The sequence below is a fragment of the Gemmatimonadaceae bacterium genome (genome assembly GCA_019752115.1).
GTDB lineage: Bacteria > Gemmatimonadota > Gemmatimonadetes > Gemmatimonadales > Gemmatimonadaceae > Gemmatimonas.
In genome coordinates this window covers 34,872-52,862 of the sequence record JAIEMN010000053.1, presented here as the reverse complement: position 1 = coordinate 52,862, position 17,991 = coordinate 34,872, and the positions used below count along the sequence as shown (strand labels likewise).

General features: G+C 68.8%; 11 protein-coding genes. 6 read left to right on the top strand and 5 right to left on the bottom strand.

Features of this window, described 5'->3' with window-relative positions:
- The first annotated feature begins 1 nt into the window (after position 1).
- Both K2R93_19560 and K2R93_19555 read left to right on the top strand, forming a co-directional pair.
- Positions 2 to 4,585 (top strand): translocation/assembly module TamB domain-containing protein, encoded by a 4,584-nt coding sequence (locus tag K2R93_19560; protein MBY0492048.1) that lies wholly within the window; start codon positions 2 to 4, stop codon positions 4,583 to 4,585.
- A gap of 216 nt (positions 4,586 to 4,801) precedes the next feature.
- Positions 4,802 to 5,533 (top strand): PEP-CTERM sorting domain-containing protein, encoded by a 732-nt coding sequence (locus tag K2R93_19555; GenBank protein MBY0492047.1) that lies wholly within the window; start codon positions 4,802 to 4,804, stop codon positions 5,531 to 5,533.
- A gap of 79 nt (positions 5,534 to 5,612) precedes the next feature.
- Here the strand turns inward: K2R93_19555 and K2R93_19550 are convergent, their stop codons facing one another.
- The 3 genes from K2R93_19550 to K2R93_19540 all read right to left on the bottom strand — a co-directional run bounded on the left by K2R93_19550 (position 5,613) and on the right by K2R93_19540 (position 8,857).
- A complete protein-coding gene (locus K2R93_19550; protein ID MBY0492046.1) occupies positions 5,613 to 7,085 on the bottom strand; it encodes a hypothetical protein in 1,473 nt (490 codons plus the stop codon).
- The gene (locus K2R93_19545; protein ID MBY0492045.1) at positions 7,082 to 8,020 is read right to left on the bottom strand and encodes an SDR family NAD(P)-dependent oxidoreductase; all 939 of its coding nucleotides are present in this window, start codon (positions 8,018 to 8,020) and stop codon (positions 7,082 to 7,084) included. The genes K2R93_19550 and K2R93_19545 overlap by 4 nt, the downstream gene beginning before the upstream one ends.
- A gap of 150 nt (positions 8,021 to 8,170) precedes the next feature.
- Complete coding sequence (locus K2R93_19540; GenBank protein MBY0492044.1) at positions 8,171 to 8,857, bottom strand: Ig-like domain-containing protein; 687 nt, start codon at positions 8,855 to 8,857, stop codon at positions 8,171 to 8,173.
- Positions 8,858 to 9,095: 238 nt separating this feature from the next.
- Between K2R93_19540 and deoC the strand changes: the two genes are divergently transcribed.
- The 4 genes from deoC to K2R93_19520 all read left to right on the top strand — a co-directional run bounded on the left by deoC (position 9,096) and on the right by K2R93_19520 (position 15,151).
- Positions 9,096 to 10,007, top strand: coding sequence for a deoxyribose-phosphate aldolase (deoC, locus tag K2R93_19535; protein ID MBY0492043.1), 912 nt, complete (start codon positions 9,096 to 9,098; stop codon positions 10,005 to 10,007).
- 11 nt (positions 10,008 to 10,018) lie between these two features.
- On the top strand, positions 10,019 to 12,424 hold the full coding sequence (locus K2R93_19530; GenBank protein ID MBY0492042.1) for an aldehyde dehydrogenase family protein: 2,406 nt from the start codon (positions 10,019 to 10,021) through the stop codon (positions 12,422 to 12,424).
- 79 nt (positions 12,425 to 12,503) lie between these two features.
- Positions 12,504 to 14,273 carry a M3 family oligoendopeptidase gene (locus K2R93_19525; GenBank protein MBY0492041.1) on the top strand — a complete coding sequence of 590 codons (1,770 nt, stop codon included), beginning with the start codon at positions 12,504 to 12,506 and terminating at the stop codon, positions 14,271 to 14,273.
- A 167-nt stretch (positions 14,274 to 14,440) separates the two neighbouring features.
- Positions 14,441 to 15,151 carry a hypothetical protein gene (locus tag K2R93_19520; GenBank protein MBY0492040.1) on the top strand — a complete coding sequence of 237 codons (711 nt, stop codon included), beginning with the start codon at positions 14,441 to 14,443 and terminating at the stop codon, positions 15,149 to 15,151.
- 6 nt (positions 15,152 to 15,157) lie between these two features.
- Here K2R93_19520 and K2R93_19515 read toward each other — a convergent pair whose 3' ends face one another.
- Positions 15,158 to 16,597 carry a deoxyribodipyrimidine photo-lyase gene (locus K2R93_19515; GenBank protein ID MBY0492039.1) on the bottom strand — a complete coding sequence of 480 codons (1,440 nt, stop codon included), beginning with the start codon at positions 16,595 to 16,597 and terminating at the stop codon, positions 15,158 to 15,160.
- Positions 16,598 to 16,659: 62 nt separating this feature from the next.
- Positions 16,660 to 17,925 carry an amidohydrolase family protein gene (locus K2R93_19510; GenBank protein ID MBY0492038.1) on the bottom strand — a complete coding sequence of 422 codons (1,266 nt, stop codon included), beginning with the start codon at positions 17,923 to 17,925 and terminating at the stop codon, positions 16,660 to 16,662.
- Between the last annotated feature and the right edge of the window lie 66 nt (positions 17,926 to 17,991).

Sequence of the window (17,991 nt, the reverse complement as noted above, 5' to 3'; positions counted from 1 at the left end):
CATGACGCCGCGTCAGCGCCGCTTCTGGTGGGCGGTGGCGATCCTGCTGGGGGCCGGGGCGGGGCTGAGCTTCGCGTATCTGGTCGCCACGGGGACCGACGCCGGTCGCTCCTGGTTGCTCACAGCGCTCGTGCGCCGTGCGAACGGCGTCTTCAAGGGGCGCGGGTCGCTGCGCATTGGACGCCTTCGCTCGATCACGCCCGATCGTGTGGTGGCGGAAAATGTGGCGTTGGTGGATACCGCCGGGGTGCCGGTCGTGACGGCACAGCGGATCGAAGGGGCACTCAGCGTGAGCGGGCTGTTCAGCAAGGCTATTCGTATCCGCCGCCTCGCCGCGGAGGGGGTGACGCTCGAGCTGCAGCAGGACACCACCGGCCGGAAGTGGAACCTCGCCTACATCATCGCCGGCGATACCGCGAGCAAGACGCCACATGCCCCGGGCTTCGGCGACGATGTGCGCATCGATACGCTGGTGATTCGTGGCGGCGAGGTCCGCACGCGGGCCCCGTGGGCGCCACATCCGATGTTCACCGGGAGGCAGCGCGACAGCGTCATCGCGGTGCGCGACAGCGTGCACGATCTGGTGCGCACACCCACCGGGTTGCTGTTCGAGCGGCGTCGGATCGCGATCGGGGTCGCCCGGGCGCACGATGTGGTGGTGGTGGATGTGCAACGCCGCCCGGCGTCGCTGCAGCTCGATTCACTCTCCGGGGTCCTGTCGGATCCGCCGGTGACGATTCGCCACGCGCAGGGGCAGGTCGTCTGGACCTCGGATTCGCTGCAGCTCGCGCTCACGCACGTGGAGTTGCCGCACTCGCAGGGCTCGGCGGTCGGCACGGTGGCGTGGAATCAGCCTGGTCCGGTGCACTACGACGTGCAGGTGCGAGCCGACGCGGGGCTGGCCGACCTCGGGTGGATCTGGGATGTCCTGCCCACGGAAGGGCGGGGGCGCGCCCTCGTGCGTCTGCGCACGCTCGCCGACGCGTGGAACACGGAGTACACCCTCGATTCGCTCGACGTGGCCAGCGGGCCGTCGCGCGTGCGCGGACAGATTGCCATCACGTCGCGTCCCGCCGATCTGTTGCTGCATCGGGTCGATCTGACGTTCACGCCGCTGCACAGCGATCTCCTGCGGCGTCTGAGCTACGGCGCGGTGCCGGCGGCGGTGCAGGGCACGCTGGCGGGGCGTCTGGTGGCGCGGAGCGGCGGGCCGCTGACGGCGTTCAAGATCGATTTGCTCGACGCCTGCTTCGTGGACGCGACGGTCTCAACGCGTGGTGGGGCCGAGCCGGCCATCTCGAGCCTCACACTGCGCGGCATGGTGGCCATGGGTGCGCGGCCCCGCGCATGGGATCTCGTGGCGCAGGATGCGCGGCTCGATCTGCGCTCCGTGCGCGCGTTAGCGCCGGCCGCGCCCGCCGTCGACGGTCTGCTCACCGGTGGCCTCACGGTGCGCGCGGCGGACCTCGCGAGCGCTGACCTGTCGGCCATCGGCCTTACGTGGACCGACGCCGGCGGGAACGTCTCCACCGTGCGTGGGGCGGTGCGCATGCGCTATGACCGGACACCGCTTGCGCTCACGGCCGACCTGCAACTCGATCCGCTGTCGATGCGGGCGCTCGCGCGCATCGACACCACGCTCCCGGTGCGGGCGTCGCTGGCCGGTCGCGTGACGCTCGACGGCCGCCTGGACTCGCTGCAGTGGCGGGGGGTGTTGCATCCCGTGCTCCTGGGCGACTCGGCGGCGGTTGGCGGCACGCTGGCGTTGGAGGGCATCGCGGGGCTCACGGCCAGCGCGTGGCACGGCACGGCCGCGGGCACCCTCGACGCCTTCGATCTCGCCCAGTGGCTCGGGCGTCGCGACGTACCGGCGACGGCCCTCACTGGTACCGTGCGTCTGGCGGCGCAGGGGCCGCGCGAACCGACCCGCGACACGCTCCGCGGGCCGGCGGACTCCCTGGCGCGGCGGGCCATCGAAGGCGGTGGCGAGGTGGTCCTGCACCAGCTCGCGGCGGGAGAACGGCCGGCGTTCGATGTGGTGGCCAGCGCCACGCTCGGCCGAGATCGTCTGGTGGTGGATTCCGCCTCGGTGCTGCTCGGCGGTATCAGCGCCACCGCCCACGGTGCGCTCGGGCGCGACACTCGGCACGTGGATACGCTCGAGGTGGCCATTCGCGCCGACAGCATCGAGGCGGCGCGCCCCGAGCTGCGCCGTCTGGCCGCGATGCTTCAGCCAGTGGACTCGGCGTTGGCTGGCTCGCTGCGCCGCCTGGTGAGCGACACGTTGCGTGGCGATGCGTCGCTCTCCGGCTATCTCACGGGCAGCGTCGATCAGCTCGATGCCACCGCGGCGCTCGGCGCCCGCGAGGTGCAGGTGGGCGCGATCCGCATCGGCCGGATCGTGGGTTCGGCGCTGGCGCGCGACGTGACGCATCGCGCGGCCTTCGAGGGCGCGGCGTCGCTCGACGACGTGCGCGGGGTCGGCGCGGTCCGCATTCAGACCGCCGCCTTCCGGGTGGCCGACGCCAGCACCGACAGTGGCCGCCTCGTGCTCGATGTGAGCACCGATGAGGACGCGCATCTCGTCGTGCGTGGTGGCTACACCGCGGCCGGCGCGCGCACCGTCGTGCAGCTCGACTCGATCGGCCTCACCTACGATCAGGCCGCGTGGCGCGCGCCGCAGCCGCTGCGGCTGGTGACGGACGCCGGCAGTGTGCACCTCGATCCGGTGACGCTGCGCTCGAATCAGGGCGGGGAGCTCGCCGTCGAGGCGGATATCCCGAAGACCGGGGCCGTCACCGGCGCGGTGCGCCTCGTGCGCTTCCCGGTGGGCGAAGTCGCGGCACTGCTCGCCGGGACCGCGCCGTTCGAGGGCACCTTGAGTGGCACCGCGTCGCTCGCCGGCGTGCGCGACGCCCCGGTCATCGGCTGGAACATCACCGGCGATTCACTTGGTGTCATTGGCTACCGCTTGCCACCGGTGGTCACGACCGGGCAGTACGCGGATCGGCGCTTGGTGGCCAACGCGCTGCTGCGCGATTCCCTGGGCGGCGCGGTGCGTGCGCAGGGGCAGTTGCCGATGGATCTGCGACTCGCCACCGTCGAGAAGCGGTTGCTCTCCGATGTGATCACCGGCGAGGTCATTGCGGACTCGCTCCGTTTGCAGGCACTCCCGCTGCAGATCGACGGCGTGAGTCGCCTGCGCGGCGTGCTCACCGGTCGGCTCGGCCTGTCCGGGACGGTGGACCGCCCGGTGGCCGATGGCACCATGCAGCTCGACGGCGCGGGCGCCTCGCTCGATGCGCTGGGCATCACGCCAACCGACGGCCGTGTGATCGTGCGCGCGCGCGCGGATTCGCTGGTGCTGGAGTCGCTGCGCCTGCGGAGCGGCGGCGTCGCAGACACCCTCGGGGCGCAGGGCGTGTTGCGCTTCACGGCGAACCAGCCGATGCGCATCCAGATGGACGTCGCGGCCAACAACTTTGCCGCGGCGCGCCAGCGCGACGGCACCGAACTCACCATCGGTGGGCGCATGAGCGTTCGCGGCGAGCTGCAGCGTCCGGTGGTCAGCGGCGCGCTGGTCGTGCCGCGCGCCAACCTGGTGGTGAATCCTTTGGGCGCCCGCACGGCGCTCGATCTCAACACCGACGCGGCGCGCGCGCTGCTCGGCGCTGATGAGGTACCGGTCGCCGAGACGGCCGCCCAGTCCCTCTCGCGTTTGGGGGCGCTGGTGACCGTTGAGAATGCGCGGGTCGATCTCGGCCAGGAAGTCTGGGTGCAGACGCCCGAGGCGCGGGTGCGGCTGACCGGCGGGCTGGGGATCGCGATGAGTGGCGACCGCCTCGCCCTCGAAGGGGAGATCCTCACCAATCGCGGGCAGTATCGGCTCGATCTCGGCGTCGTCAACCGCAGCTTCAGTATCGACTCGGGGCGGGTGCGCTTCTACGGACAGGCGGCCATTCCCCCGACGCTTGACATCAACGCCACGAACGTGGTGCGCGCGACGGGCGGCAGCGAGATCCCGGTGCGGGTCCACATCGGCGGCACCTACGACGTGCCGGTGCTGACGCTCTCGAGCACCGATCCGCTGTATGCCAGTGCGCCCGAATCGGAGATCATCTCGCTGCTGGTCTTCGGCGCGCCGACGTTCGCGCTCGATGGGCAGCGCCAGAGCACGGTGCAGGCGGTGAGTGGCGTCCTGCTCCCCACGGTGGGCGGGCTGGCCGAAGGGAAGCTGCAGCAGTGGCTCCCGAAGCTGAGCACCCTCCAGATCCAGACGGGCAACGGCCAGGACCAGGCCCAGCTCTCGGCGACGCGGCTGCTCGACAATCTGAGCATCACCGCCGGGAAGCAGATCGGCGACAAGACGTTCCTGCGGGTGAATACGGGCGTCTGCCGCGGTACCGGCGATGTCACCGGGGGGAATCGGTTGTGGGCGGGTCTGGCGGCGGAGTACCGCGTCGGGCCCACCGTCTTTGCTCAGATCGGCGTGGACCCCGGGGCCGCGCCGTGTACCCGACTCGGCGGGGATCAGCTCCCGCGACGGCAGTTTGGCTTCGACCTGTTCAAGGAATGGATCTGGTGAGGCGTCGCCGCAACTGTGTGATGGACGCTACATGATATTTGAAGTTCGCCGCGACGAACTCACGCCTATCAAAGCGAGCGGGACTATTGCAAAGGCTTATTGAGTAAACACTTACGCGTTTGCCGCCAGAGTATGAAGGGGGATTAATTTTCTGGCATTGCGATTGCTTCATGGACGAGCGAGATGATGCAGCCTCTTCCCTAAATCTCCTCCCCGATGCGTAAGACACTCCTCCTCGCCTTTTCCCTCGTCGCCGCGGCATCGACGGCATCGGCGCAAGCCAAGGCCCCGGTACTCGGGAACGTCAAGTATGTCGGCGATGTGTCTGGAAATGGCACGGTCAATGGCTCGCAGGTCGGTCCCTACAAGGCCGACGTGAAGGACTTCCTGCCGCTGCTGGGCAATAACAACGAGCAGATCATCTGGTGCGTGGACTTCAATCACTTCGCACCCTCCAAGACGACCTACGACTCGTACTACGCCACCGCGTTCACCACCAACTCGGATCCGGTTCGCGGCGACGGGAACTGGACGCGGACGCGTGCTGGCGCCGAAGACAAGTACCTCAAGGCCGCGTGGCTCATCGAGCGCTACGATGCGTCGAAGGGAACGTCCACCGCCGCCGGCGTCTACAGCGCGGTGAACATTCAGGGCACGATCTGGAAGCTCTTCGACAGCAACTTTACCACGAGCGGCTACTCCAGCCTGCTGGGTTTCGTGCCGACGACGATTACCACCAAGGACTTGGCCAATAATTGGTTTGTTCTTTCGGATGATGTGTTGTCCTGTGGTCGTTACGACTACAACTGCGAATCGAATCAGGAGTTTCTGACGTCCGGCCCGGGCAAGGCGGTCGTGACTCCCGAGCCGTCGACCTACGCGCTCATGACGGCGGGCCTCCTCGGTATGGGTCTCGTGGCCCGTCGCCGTCGCAAGGCGTCGATCTAAGCACGCTCGCGACATAACGATCGGCCCCGTCCTCCTTCGGGAGGGCGGGGCCGTTTCGTAATGCGTTGGCATCACCCGCTCAGTTGAGCGACGGATCTCCCGGTGGCGCCGACCATCGCGCCTGGAGTTGTCGGCCGGCGCGTGAGAGCCACTGGGCGGCGGTGCCCGCCAGGGCACCGAGCGTCGCCGCGAAGGTCACGAGCGGCTCCCGCTTGCCATCGTCGCCCAGGAGCGCCGCCAGCAATTCGTTGCGCAGCCGCATGACGATGGGCGACGCGACGCGAATGCTGTTGAAATGCCGGTCGTACCGTGCGCCCACGCCTTCGATCAGGGCGGCGGTGCGCGCAAAGTAGACGAGTTCACCGGGGAGCACGATCGGCCAGTCGAAGAGTTCGCGCATGACGCGATCGGCGAGTACACGCGCGCGCTCCACCGTGCTCGTCTCGGCGTACGCAATCCCCAGCAGCACGTCCACGAGTTGATGCATGGTCTCCGGCGGCGTGCCCGGCGCCACCAACCCGAGGGCAAAGAACCCCGCCGACGTGCCCTCGGCATCGCGACGGATCGCGGCCACGATCGTGTCGAACAGCGCCTTGCGCGTGGCCACCGGCACATCGATCACCATGCCGAAGTCGAGCAGGATGAGACGCCCCTGCGCATCGACGAGCAGGTTGCCGGGATGGGGATCGGCGTGAAAGACGCCGTCGCGCAACATCATGCGCGCGTAGCTCTCGATGAGCGTTTCGACGAGCGTGCGCGGGGAGACGAGACCGCTCGCGATCTGCGCGTCGAGCTGATCGATGCGCGTGCCCTCGAGGTACTCCATGACGAGCACCTCGCGGCGGGTGAGCGCTGTCTCGATGCGCGGAATGCGGAGCCGTGGCTCATCGGCAAACCGCTCGCGCATGCGCATGCATTGCAGCGCCTCACGCTCGAAATCCATCTCCTCGCCTACGTGTCGGCCAAACTCATCGAGCACGACGCGGAAGCCCAACACGTGGTGGTGCGGCCAGCGCGCGTACATCCAATCCACGATCCGGCGCGCCAACCGGACATCGCGCGTCACGATCGCTTCGACCTGCGGGCGCAGCACCTTCACCACCACCTCGCGCCCCTGATACCGGGCGCGATGGACCTGGCCCAGCGAGCCGGCGGCCAGCGGCACCGGATCGAGCGCCTCCACCACCGACTCGGGGGCTGCCTGCCACGCCTGCGCCATCACCGGGCGCAACGCACTCCACGGCACCGGCGGCACGCGATCCGTGAGCGACACCAGCGCCGTGAGGTAGGGCTCGGGGATCAGATCCGCGCGGGTCGCAAAGATCTGGGCGAGTTTCACAAACGCCGGTCCGAGCGTGGCGATCTGCTCCACCAACCGCCGCGCGCGTCGCTCGTGAAAGGCCATGCTGCGCGGGACCGCCGGGCCGCGCGTGACCCAGCGATGCTGATCGCGCAGGAACGACACCACCAGCGGGACCGTGCGCCAGAGAATGACGGCCAACCGCGGGAGGTCTCGCCAGAGCGGCGGCGTCCGGTCGTTCGCGCGGCTCATCGGGTCACGGCAGCCGAGGCGTCGCGGATCATGGCGTCAGCGTCGATCTGCAGCAGCGCGGCCGTGCGCGTCCACAGCGCCTCGCGGCGCGCGGCGTCCTGCGCCACGCGCGACGGCGTCGTGCGCGTCCGCCGCACCCAGTAGGCGCCGGGGTGCGCCAGCGGTTCGAGGGCGCTGGCCAGCCACACGATCGTATCGGCCCCTTGCTCCGGCGTGACACTGCGAAGATCCATCAGGCGCCGCAGCACGCGCCCCAGGCGACCGTTGTTCGTCGCAAAGCGGGTGCGGACCACGCCGGGGTGCATGGCGTGCACCGACACGCGCGCGGCGTCCACGCGCGCGGCGAGCGCCTGCGTGAACCAGAGATTGAACAGCTTGGAGTTGGCGTACACGCGCCATCCACCGTAGCCCCGCGCGCTCTGCAAGTCGTCGAGGTCCGGGCGCGCGTTCCGATGCGCGCGGCTCGCCACGTTGATCACGCGCGCCGGCGCACCGGCTTCGGCGGCCGCCACGAGCGACGGCAGCAGGCGGAGGGCGAGCTGCACATAGCTCAGATGATTCAGCGCGAAGGTGCGCTCGAACCCGCCGCGCGTGACGCCCCGCTCGAGGAACATCGCCCCGGCGTTGTTCACGAGCACGTGCACGACCGGGTGACGCGCGCGCAGTCGATCCGCCAGCTCGCGCACCGCGTCGGGATCGGACAGATCGGCGATGTCCCACGTCACCGTGCGTGATCCGCTCTCCGACATGATCGCCCGTGCCGCCGCCGCGGTCTTCGCCTCGTTGCGCCCCACCATGACCACGTGCGCGCCCTGCTGCGCGAACGCGCGGGCCGCCGCTTTGCCGACGCCATCGCTGGCGCCCGTCACGACGACGACGCGGCCGGTCAGCGTCGTCGCGGGTGTGGGAGCGTCAGCAGCGGGGGGCATGGGCATCGATACGAAGGAAAAGCACCGCGCGTGTCAGCGCGCCATGGGAAAGACAAAACGGCCCGCGCGTACGCGGACCGTTTCGCCTCCTCCTCTACACACGGGAACCGGAGGTCTGTTCCCGCGGACTGCAGACATCGTGATGCGTGAACGCGCTTACTGCGCGACCGCCGAGATGATCACCGGGGCGATGTTGCCCGTCGTCGCCATGGCCACCTGCTGACCGGCGGTCGGGCCGAGCGTCCAGCGCACGGTTACCTCACCGAGGGCGTTCGTGACCGCGCTCTGGGGCGAGAGGGACCCGCCACCCGAGGTGATCGAGAACGCCACGGTCTGGTTCGGAATGGGCACGTTGTTCGTGCCGGTCACCCGAAGCACCAGCTGGACCGGCAGCGCCGTGCTCGGCTTGGCCACCTGGTTGTTGCCCTGGGCGATGATCATGTCCGAGGGGAGGATCCCCAGCGCGCTGATCGTGACGGGCTCGGCGCCGGCCGCGCTCCCGAGGACCGTCTGGACCTGTGAGCTCGGGCCGAGCGTCCACTTGGCCTTGACCTCACCATTGGCATCGGAGGTGCCGGTCGCGGGGTCCACCGTGCCGCCGCCGGCCACCACGCTGAAGCTGATCGGGATGCCGGAGACCGGCTTTCCATCGGTATCCAGCGCGCGCAGGATCAGCGGCGTGGGCAGCAGCGTACCTACCGCGGCCGTCTGGAGATGTCCCTGAACAATCGTCAGGCGCGACGCGCCGGCCGTTTCGGTGGCTTTGGTGCAGCCAGGAAAGGCAAGCAGCGTCGGGATCGCTACGAAGAGAGCAGCGAGCTGAATTGGACGTCGGGAACGCATACGGGTTTCGGTCGGGGTGCTCCTCTCCGAATGGGAGTGTCGGCGTTACACGGCGGGAACTTGAGCGCCGCTTTTCTCCCCCCTCTAGATTGGTAGGGCCATGACCGTCACTCCTCTGCACGCCCCCCGGCCCATCCGCCCCGCCGACGGGGCCGACCGGCCCACTGTCCGCTGGCCGTCCGGCCTCGCCCCTGACGAGCATCCGGCCCGGAATCCGGGCACGGCGCTCGACCTCGCGCTGGTGCGCGGCACCCGGGTGAACCGGAGTGCCGTCGAGCGCCGGGTGGCCGCCCTGCCGGCGCGCCGCACGGTCAAGAAAGAGTGGCAGGCCGCCTGGCTATTGCGGGCCATCAGCTGCATGGATCTGACCACCCTCGCCGGTGATGACACGGCGGGCAACGTCCGCCGCCTGTGCGCCAAGGCCCGCCATCCCCTGCGCGCCGATCTGGTCGAGGCGCTGGGTATCGGCGACCTCGGGCTCACCACCGGGGCGGTCTGCGTATACCACCAGTACGTCGCCACGGCGGTGGAGGCGCTCAAGGGCTCCGGCATTCCGGTCGCGGCCGTCTCCACGGGCTTCCCGGCCGGCCTCTCGCCGTTCGAGCAGCGTCTCGCCGAGATCCACGCCAGTGTGGCGGCCGGTGCGACGGAGATCGACATCGTCATCACCCGCGCCCACGTCCTCACCGGCAACTGGCAGGCGCTCTATGACGAGGTGAAGGCCTTCCGCGAGGCGTGCGGCGACGCGCATCTCAAGACCATTCTGGGCGTCGGCGAACTGGCCACGCTGACCAATGTCGCGCGCGCGAGCCTCGTGGCCATGATGGCCGGGTCCGATTTCATCAAGACGAGCACCGGCAAGGAGACGTCGAACGCGACGCTCCCCGTGGGGCTCGTCATGACGCGCATGATCCGCGAGTACGGCAGCCGCACCGGCCATGAAGTGGGCTTCAAGCCGGCCGGCGGGATCCGCACCGCCAAGCAGGCGCTCGACTGGCTCATCCTCATGAAGGAAGAACTCGGCGATCGCTGGTTGCGTCCGCATCTCTTCCGGTTCGGCGCCAGCGGATTGCTCACTGACGTCGAGCGACAGCTCGAACACTTTGTGACGGGTCGCTATGCCGCGGCCCATCGCCAACCGATGGTCTGACGCGAGGCACCATGGCAACCACCACTCCTCCTGTGTCCACGGTGCGCGCGCTGTACGACGAGATGAGCTACGGGCCGGCGCCGGAGGGCGATGCCCCGGTGCGGCAGTGGATCGCGCAACACGGCGGCACGTTCGGGCACTACATCAACGGCCAGTGGGTCGCCGGCGCATCGACGTTCGATGTGCACGAGCCGGCCACTGGCGCGGCGCTTGCCAAGGTCGCGCAAGGCACCAGCGCCGATGTCGACGCGGCCGTGGCGGCCGCCCGCGCCGCATTGCCCGCCTGGCAGGCGCTCGACGATCACGCGCGCGCACGCTGGTTGTACGCGTTGGCGCGCGGCATCCAGAAGCACGCGCGGCACTTCGCGGTGCTCGAAACGCTCGACAACGGCAAGCCGATTCGCGAGACGCGCGATATCGATATCCCGCTCGTGGCGCGGCACTTCTACCACCACGCCGGATGGGCGCAACTGCTGGAGCGCGAGTTCGCCGGCTACCACGCGTATGGCGTCGTGGGGCAGGTGATCCCGTGGAACTTCCCGCTGCTCATGCTGGCGTGGAAGGTCGCGCCGGCGCTCGCCGCGGGAAACACGGTGGTGCTCAAGCCCGCCGAGTACACGCCGCTCACGGCGCTGCGCTTCGCGGAACTCGTGCACGAAGTCGGATTGCCGCCCGGCGTCTTCAACCTCGTCACGGGAGACGGCGCAACCGGCGCCGCCATCGTGGATCATCCCGGCGTGGACAAGATCGCCTTCACCGGCAGCACCGAAGTCGGGCGCGCGATCCGGAAGGCCACGGCCGGGACCGGCAAGGGGCTCTCGCTCGAACTCGGCGGCAAGAGTCCGTTCGTCGTCTTCGAAGATGCCGATCTCGACTCCGTGGTCGAAGGCGTCGTCGATGCGATCTGGTTCAATCAGGGGCAGGTGTGCTGCGCCGGCTCGCGCTTGCTCGTGCAGGAGGGCGTCGCCGATCGACTCCTCGCCAAGCTGCGCGATCGCATGGAGACGCTGCGGGTCGGTGCGCCGCTCGACAAGGCCGTGGACATGGGCGCCATCGTGGCGCCGGTTCAGTTGGAGCGCATTCGCGCGCTCTGTCAGCAGGGCATCGACGAAGGCGCCACCTGCTGGCAGCCGTCGTGGGCCGCCCCGAAGGACGGGTGGTTCCATCCGCCCACGCTGTTCACGAACGTCGCGCCGAGTGCCACGATCGCACAGGTCGAGATCTTCGGCCCCGTGCTCGTCAGCATGACGTTCCGCACTCCCGAAGAGGCGGTGGCACTGGCGAACAACACGCCGTTTGGCCTCGCCGCGAGCGTCTGGAGCGAGAACATCAACCTCGCGCTCGATATCGCGCCCAAGCTCAAGTGCGGCGTGGTGTGGATCAACAGCACGAACCTCTTCGATGCCGCGGCCGGGTTTGGTGGCTATCGCGAATCCGGCTTCGGGCGGGAAGGCGGCCGCGAAGGGATGTGGGAGTACCTCAAGCCGGTGCACGCGCATGACGCGGCGCCGCTGCCCGTGATGCCGGCGCCGAAGGCGGCGGCGAGTGCAACCGGTGGGACCCCGGCGCTGCCGGCCATCGATCGCACCCCGAAGCTCTTCATCGGCGGCAAGCAGGCACGCCCCGATTCTGGCTACACGATCACGGTTCGCTCGCTGAGCGGTCACGCCGTGGGTGAGGTCGGCGACGGCAATCGCAAGGACCTGCGCAACGCCGTGGAAGCCGCGCGCGGGGCGTCGGGCTGGTCAAAGCTGTCGGGACATCAGCGCGCGCAGATTCTTTACTATCTGGCCGAGAACCTGGCGGTGCGCGCCGGGGAGTTTGCTGCGCGCATCGTCTCGCTCACTGGCGATCCGCTGAGTGCGGGCGAGGCCGAGGTCAACGCCGCGATCTCGCGCCTGTTTACCTACGCGGCCTGGGCCGACAAGCACGATGGGGCGGTGCACGACGTACCGCTGCGGGGCGTCGCATTGGCGATGCACGAACCGATCGGTGTCGTTGGCGTGGCCTGTCCGGACCCGTATCCGTTGCTGGGGCTCGTGTCGCTCGTCGGTCCGCTACTGGCCACGGGCAACCGGGTCGTCGCCGTCCCCTCGGAGCGCTTCCCGCTTCTTGGAACGGATTTCTACAGCGTGCTCGAGACGTCCGATGTGCCGGCCGGGGTCGTCAATCTGGTCACCGGCCAGCGCGATGCCCTGAGCAAAGTGCTCGCCGAGCACGACGATGTTGAGGCAGTGTGGTACTTTGGATCACAATCGGGGGCGGCTGCGGTGGAGAAGGCCTCGGCGGCCAACCTCAAGCGGACGTGGACCGAATGGACCGGCCGTGAGTGGCTCGACCCGCGCGTCGGCGAGGGGAGGGATTTCCTGCGCCGGGCCGTCCAGGTCAAGAACATCTGGATCCCCTATGGGGAGTAGCACCCGGTTCCGACGCCAGCGGTCGCGTCTGGGACGAGACGAATGACACTGCGGCGACGCGTGTGCCCAATCCTGTAGCATGTCCGACACTCCCAACTCGATGATCGATCTCCCGGCCTCTCCCGAGGCTTTTCGCGACGCTGCGTGGGACGACGTTCTCCCGTGGTACGACGCCCTTGCGGCGGCTCCTCTCCCGGGGCCGCACGGGGTCGAAGGATGGCTCGCCACCTGGTCCCGCCTCGATACGCTCGTAGGCGAGGCCGGGACCTTGGCGATGATCGCCTATACCGGTAACACCGCCGATGCCGCGGCCGAGCAGGCGTATCTCCGCTTCTCGATGGAGATCTTCCCGAAGCTCGAGGAGCAGCAGGTGCGGCTGGCCAAGCGCCTCCTCGATCTCGGGTGGACCCGTGACGATCTCGAAACTACGCTGCGGCGCTTCCGCACCGATATCGAGATTTTCCGCGAGGCCAACGTCGAGCGCTTTGCGCAGATCGAGGAGCTCTCCGCTGGCTATCAGAAGCTGACCGGTGGGCTCAGCGTGCAGTGGGATGGCGAAGCCAAGACCATTCCGCAGCTCCAGCCGTATCTCAAGGCCAACGATCGCGCGACGCGGGAACGCGCCTTCCGGCTCGGCGCCGACGCGTACATGACGAAGCGCGACGAGCTCGCGGATCTGTTCGACAAGATGTACGCGCTGCGCGTGGCCGTGGCGAAGGAAGCCGGCTTTGCCGACTACCAGCAGTACTGCTTCGCCGCCAAGCACCGCTTCGACTATACGCCCGCCGACACGGCCCGCTTTCACGAGGCGGTCCGGGCGACGGTCACGCCGGCGGTCGAGCGCCTGATGCAGCACCGCCAGCGGGTCCTCGGCGTGGATACGCTGCGCCCGTGGGACGTGAGTGTCGATCTCGACATCACCGAGCCGCTCAAGCCGTTCGATACGGTGGAGACGTTTGTCGCGCGTGCGCGTACGGTGTTCTCGCGCGTCGACCGCGAGTTGGGCGCGCAGTTCGACCTGATGGCAAACGAGCAGCTGCTCGATCTCGAGAGCCGGCCCGGCAAGGCGCCCGGTGGCTATTGTACCGATCTCGCCTTCCGCGGCCGTCCGTTCATCTTCATGAACGCGGTGGGCGTACCCGACGACGTGCAGACGCTCGTGCACGAGGCGGGCCACTGCTTTCACGACTTTGCCACGCACGGCCTGCCGTTCACCTGGCAGCGTCGCACTGGGCATGAGGCCGCCGAGCTCGCGTCGATGAGCATGGAGCTGCTGGCCATGCCGTACCTCGTGCAGCCCGATGGCTATTACAGCCGCGAGGATGCCCGCGTCGCGTGGCTCGAGCATCTCGAAGACGTGCTGGGTGCGCTGTCGCACATCGCAAGCGTCGATGCCTTCCAGGCCTGGATCTACACCGACCCGGCCGGCGCGGATCGCGATGCCCGTGATGCGAAGTGGCTCCAGCTGCGCGCGGACTTCGAGCGGGGCGTGGATTGGTCCGGACTCGATCGCGAGCGCAAGGCGCGGTGGTACCGCCAGCTGCACATCTTCGAGCTGCCGTTCTACTACATCGAGTACGGCATCGCCCAGCTGGGGGCGTTGCAGGTATTCCGCAATGCGGTGCGCGATCCGCAGGAGGCGGTCGCGAACTACAAGCGCTTCCTGGCGCTGGGTGGCACGCGCTCGCTCCCGGAATTGTACGCGGCGGCGGGGGTGAAGCTGGTATTCGATGCCGAGACGATGGCTGAGCTGGTCGCGTTTACCGAAGAGCGCATCGACGCGCTGCGGGCTGGCGCGGATGCACCATTCCACGGCGTGGTACCGAACACGGCCGCGCTGGCCTCGTGACCGTGAGCGCTATGCGCGACACCCGATCGTGAACTTCCGCCGCGGGGCGGTGTCCGAAACCGGGCATCGCCCCGTCGCGTAGTTCGCGGTGGAGCTGAAGGTGCAGGTGCAGGCCCGTAGTATCCCGCAGGTCCCAACGCGAAGGACTCAACCCAACCGGAGTTGCAATGCGTCGAGTGATGCAGGCGGCAGTCGCCGCTGTGATGGTGATGGGCGCAGTGCGCGCGGAGGCGCAGTTGCCGACCGCGCAGCAGGTGTACGACAAGTACGCGCAGGCCGTGGGTGGCCGTGAGGCGTGGGCGAAGGTCACCGGCCGCACGGAGAAGGGCACGGCGGACATCACGTTCGCCGGCATCTCGGGCTCGTACGAGCGGCACGCCGCGCTCCCGAACAAGATGCGCATGATCATCGACCTGCAGATGGCCAAGATCGACCAGGGCTTTGACGGCGAGAAGGGGTGGATGGACCAGGGGATGGGCCCGCAGCGCATGCCGGCCGAGCAGGAGAAGTCGCTGGCGGAGCCGAGCGCCAACGGCGCGGCCTTCCTGGATGTCTCGCGCTATGCCAAGGCGACGGTCGAGGCCAAGGAAACGGCCAATGGCGTCGAGTGCTACAAGCTGGCTATCACCACCAAGGGTGGTCAGGAGTCGCTGGAGTATTTCGAAGTCGCGACGGGGCTGCGCATCATGACCATCGGCAAGACGCCGATGGGCGAACAGAAGATCATGTACCAGAACTACAAGGATTTCGAAGGCAAGAAGATCGCCACCAAGGTGGTGCAGGCCACGCCGCAGGGTGATGTGGTCATCAACATCCAGACGGTGACCTTCGGCGCGCCCGACGCCGCGCTGTTCAAGGCGCCGGACTCGCTCAAGTAAATCCGGTCAGTCGTCGCGTCCGGTGTGCGAACCGGACGCGAGCAACGCCTCGATGCGCGCCTCGAACCGGCGCACATCGAGGCGTTTGGCATGGTCGGCGGTGGAGCGCGGGCGCACCGTGCCGATCACCGGCTGTTCGGGCTGGAACGGGCGATCGAACTGCCCCAGGCACCAGAGCAGCCCGCCGTAACTCGCCGGGTCGCGGCCGTCGAGCGCGTAGCGATGGTTGAGATCCACGAGCTTGTCCCACGCATCGGCGGCATTCGCCGACCAGTGCAGAATCGCCTTGCCCCACGTCATGCGCACATTGTTGTGCAGCTCCCCCGCCTCGCGGAGTGATCGCTGCGCCGCGTCCCAGAGCCGGTCGCCCGTCTCGCCACGCGCGAGCACCTCCAGCGGCAGGACACGGCGCGGATCGCGCTCGTGGGCGCGCAGGGTCTCGAGTGCCCAGCGTGGTACGGCGTCGAGCGTGGTCGGCGCCTCGTGCCAATAGCAGAAGGCGTAGGCCACCTCACGCCACACCAGCAATTCGTCGAGATACTTCTCCGGCCCCTCGCCCGGGCGCGACGCGCAGTCGCGCGCGAGGCGCAGCGGTGACACCATGCCGTAGTGCAGGTACGCCGACATGCGGCTCACGGCATCGAGCGTGGCATCGTTCCGCTTCGCCGCGTAGCGGGCCAGTCCGCCGGTGGCGATGAACGTCTCCCACCGCGCATAGCCGGCGCGCGTGCCACCGCGTGAATGGTGGACGGCTGGCACCGTATGGTCGATGGCACAGCTGGCCACCAGCGCCGGAATGTCGGCGTGCGCGAGGTCCACCGGTTCGAAGGGCAGGCGATCGGGCACGAACGGCGCGTGCGCGGGCGCCACGTCCACCCACGGGCGTTCGAGGCGATCCCGGCGGAGTCGCGCCGTGGCGTCGCGAAAGCCATACGCTCGCGTATGCGCCTCACCCACGAGCGGCATCGGCACGACGCACGCCGTATCCACGCTCCACACCGGACACGGCGCCTGCTCGGCCAGGCTGTCCGTGAGCCAATCGAGCGGCGGCACCGGCATCGTTTCGGTGACCACCACGGCGGCACGCGCACTCAGCGCGGCCAGCGCCTTGGCGCGGTGCCCGGGGCGCTCGAGATGGAAGGCATACCCGATACCGCGGGCCGCACACTCCGCCTGGACATCCACGGCGCCCTGGAGAATGAACGTGTGGTGCCGGTCGTTCGCGTAGGGATACCGCTCGGAGAGCGCGTGATACACGAACACCGGTAACCCCAGCGCGCGCCCCACGGTCAGCGCGACGTCGAGCGCGGGGTTTTCGTGGGCACGCACCGCGGTGCGCATCCAGTACAGGACGAACTCGCCACGCACGGTGGTGGCGTCGTCGGTGGCCGAGTGATCGGTGACGCGCTCGGCGAGGGGCTCGGGAAGGTGGTCGATAGCAAACACGCGGCGTCAACGTCTGACGCCGCGTGCTGGATCCCGACGTGGGGAGAATCGTGGAACCGCGCTTACCGCCGGACGACCGTCCCCCCCTTCATCACGAACTTCACGGTGCGCAGCGCGCCAATTGAGGCCGTGGGATCGCCCTGTACCGCCACGAGATCGGCCAGCAGCCCCGGGGCGACGCGGCCGAACTCATTCTCGCGGTGCAGGATCCTGGCGTTCACGCTGGTCGCGGCTTTGAGCGCGTCGATCGGCTTCATGCCGTACTCCACCATGAGCTCGAGTTCGATGGCGTTCGTGCCGTGCGAGAACACCCCCACATCACTGCCGTTGCAGATCGTCACGCCACTCGACAGGGCGAGTTTGAACATCGCCTTCTTGTTGGTGATGCCGGCCGGATCGGGATCGACCCCCTTCTTCCACCCGCGATAGCGCGTGGTGCTTTCGGTCGCGGCGAGCGTGGGGCAGAAGGCCACGCCCCGTTCCTTCATGAGGGCGAAGGTTTCGGCCGTCGCGGCATCGCCGTGCTCGATGGTTTCCACACCCGCGAGCACCGCCCGCCGCACGCCTTCGTCGGTACTGGCGTGCGCCACCACCGGCCGGCCGCTCGAGGTCGCGGTTCGCACGATGGCCGTCCACTCCTCGGTCGTGAAGGTGGGGCGGGCCTCGCCGCGCGGCCCCCAGCGATAGTCGGCGTAGATCTTGATCCAATCGGCACCGTGGCCGATCTGGTCGCGCACCACGCGCGTCACCCCTTCGACGCCATCGGCCTCTTCGGCGCCCTGCGGTACGCCGATCTCCGCGCCGAAGCCCTTCGGACCGTAGGAACCCGTCGCGACGATCGCCTTGGTCGTGACGAACAAACGGGGGCCCGGCACGATCCCCTGATCCACCGCCTCCTTGAGCCCCACATCGGCGTAACCGGCGCCTTCGGTGCCCAGATCGCGCAGGGTCGTGAAGCCGGCGTCGAGCGTGGCCTTGAGATGATTCACGGCGCGCGCCGTGCGCAGGGCCAGCGACTCACGGAGCACCTGATCGTTCCAGGGCGTCTCGTCATAGGGATGCAACAGCACATGGCTGTGCAGGTCACTCAGCCCGGGCAGCAGCGTCGTGCCGGGCAGGGCAATCCGCTCAGCATCCGCAGGCACCTGCAGCGAGGCCAGTGGCCCCGCCGACACGATGCGCGCCCCGCGCACGAGTACGGCCCATCCCTTCTGGGCGGGCGCGCCGGTGCCGTCGAACACGGCATCGGGGACGAGGAGCATCGGCCGCGCGGCCGGCGTGGTGCGCGGCGCGGCGGGCGCCTGCGCCCCCGCCGAGAACGCGAGCATCGGCAGCGTGAACGCGGCGCAGCAGGAGAGGGCGAAAAGTCGGCGCATCGGGAGGGAAGGGAGGAG

Excerpts from the sequence above, each read along its gene's own strand:
- K2R93_19550 (MBY0492046.1), bottom strand. The coding sequence starts at position 7,085 with ATGAGCCGCGCGAACGACCGGACGCCGCCGCTCTGGCGAGACCTCCCG.
- K2R93_19555 (MBY0492047.1), top strand. The coding sequence starts at position 4,802 with ATGCGTAAGACACTCCTCCTCGCCTTTTCCCTCGTCGCCGCGGCATCG.
- K2R93_19540 (MBY0492044.1), bottom strand. The coding sequence starts at position 8,857 with ATGCGTTCCCGACGTCCAATTCAGCTCGCTGCTCTCTTCGTAGCGATC.
- K2R93_19545 (MBY0492045.1), bottom strand. The coding sequence starts at position 8,020 with ATGCCCATGCCCCCCGCTGCTGACGCTCCCACACCCGCGACGACGCTG.
- K2R93_19560 (MBY0492048.1), top strand. The coding sequence starts at position 2 with ATGACGCCGCGTCAGCGCCGCTTCTGGTGGGCGGTGGCGATCCTGCTG.
- K2R93_19510 (MBY0492038.1), bottom strand. The coding sequence starts at position 17,925 with ATGCTCGCGTTCTCGGCGGGGGCGCAGGCGCCCGCCGCGCCGCGCACC.
- K2R93_19530 (MBY0492042.1), top strand. The coding sequence starts at position 10,019 with ATGGCAACCACCACTCCTCCTGTGTCCACGGTGCGCGCGCTGTACGAC.
- K2R93_19525 (MBY0492041.1), top strand. The coding sequence starts at position 12,504 with ATGTCCGACACTCCCAACTCGATGATCGATCTCCCGGCCTCTCCCGAG.
- K2R93_19520 (MBY0492040.1), top strand. The coding sequence starts at position 14,441 with ATGCGTCGAGTGATGCAGGCGGCAGTCGCCGCTGTGATGGTGATGGGC.